The 1,027-nt window shown below is 35.7% G+C and carries 3 protein-coding genes; all 3 read right to left on the bottom strand.

From position 1 onward, the window contains the following. Positions 1-63: 63 nt before the first annotated feature. The 3 genes from ACFIKN_RS01470 to ACFIKN_RS01460 all read right to left on the bottom strand — a co-directional run bounded on the left by ACFIKN_RS01470 (position 64) and on the right by ACFIKN_RS01460 (position 974). Positions 64-486: a helix-turn-helix domain-containing protein gene (locus ACFIKN_RS01470; RefSeq protein ID WP_375657796.1), complete on the bottom strand. Its 423-nt coding sequence runs from the start codon at positions 484-486 to the stop codon at positions 64-66. A 91-nt stretch (positions 487-577) separates the two neighbouring features. After that, the gene (locus tag ACFIKN_RS01465) at positions 578-796 is read right to left on the bottom strand and encodes a hypothetical protein (protein WP_375630869.1); all 219 of its coding nucleotides are present in this window, start codon (positions 794-796) and stop codon (positions 578-580) included. After that, entirely contained in the window at positions 789-974 is a 186-nt protein-coding gene (locus tag ACFIKN_RS01460) for a hypothetical protein (protein ID WP_375657797.1), read from the bottom strand. Before ACFIKN_RS01460 ends, ACFIKN_RS01465 begins: the two co-directional genes overlap by 8 nt. Positions 975-1,027: the final 53 nt, after the last annotated feature.

The following is a 1,027-nucleotide window of genomic DNA, read 5'->3' as shown; positions in this document are numbered from 1 at the left end:
TCCCACCCCCTCCGCCACAGCATTTTTATGGTGCTATAACTTTTTGATTCTGTGTAATCTTTTTTAAGGTTCGGGATAAATAAATAAAGGTTCGGGAATAGGATTTTCACACTTTCCTTTACAAAGCGCATTCTTTTTGCCAGCTTTCTCTAATAATTTTTTTAATAGTTCTAAATCTTCTTGTGAAATAATGTTTATCAGTCTAGAAAACATACCAACAGCTTCACATCTGAATGTATCAGAAGGCTTTATAGTGAAGCTTTTACGACAAGCATCTGATTCTCTTCTCAAAATTTCTGCTACCTCTTGATCTAAAGCATAGAGTTCAATTAGCTTTTCCTCCAGTCCTACAGGAACAGACTTTTTGCCAATTTCTATAGATGATAAAAATGCTACAGATATATCTAATTTTTTAGCCATATCTAAAAGGCGTTCTGAATGATCAATGCGAAGTTTGCGTAAGGTTTTACCAAATGGTGTTGGCATCTAAAAAATCCTATTAAAAAAGAAGCTCTCTCGTGATTCTAGCAGAAATTCTCAGGCTTTCGTTAACTGTTTTTTTACTATAATGGTTTTTTTAATTTTTTGAGAACCACTGCTTTAAATGTGCAATGACATTATCTAGCGCATCCATGAGGCGTGCAAAATCAAGGATAAACAAAAAAAGAAAAAATGCTATCCACTTCATCAAGCGAGACATCATTTTCACGCTTTGATAGGTGATGATCATTTCTTGAAGCATTTCTTTTTCTGATTCTGTAAGCTCTGTGTGTTTTTTGGATTTTTTTCTAACCATGTTTCCACCCACACAAGCGTTCACCTAGATTATTGTGCTTTAAGATCTCTCTTGCTAAGTTTGAACTGATGGTGTTCAGATCTTGCCGGCTTAAATAAATAGGTAACCAACCAACACAAGAAGAAGCATATTTATTTGTCGCGCAACCAATCAGAGAGAGCAGCACGCACATCAGCATCACTTTTTTGATTAACTTCACTTTCCACCTCCAGCCGTGTTGTGGCTGCTTTT

Source organism: Bartonella sp. CL436QHHD (assembly GCF_042195105.1).
Classification (GTDB): domain Bacteria; phylum Pseudomonadota; class Alphaproteobacteria; order Rhizobiales; family Rhizobiaceae; genus Bartonella.
The sequence above is the reverse complement of the archived record's forward strand: the minus strand, read 5'-3'. Positions and strand labels throughout refer to the sequence as shown.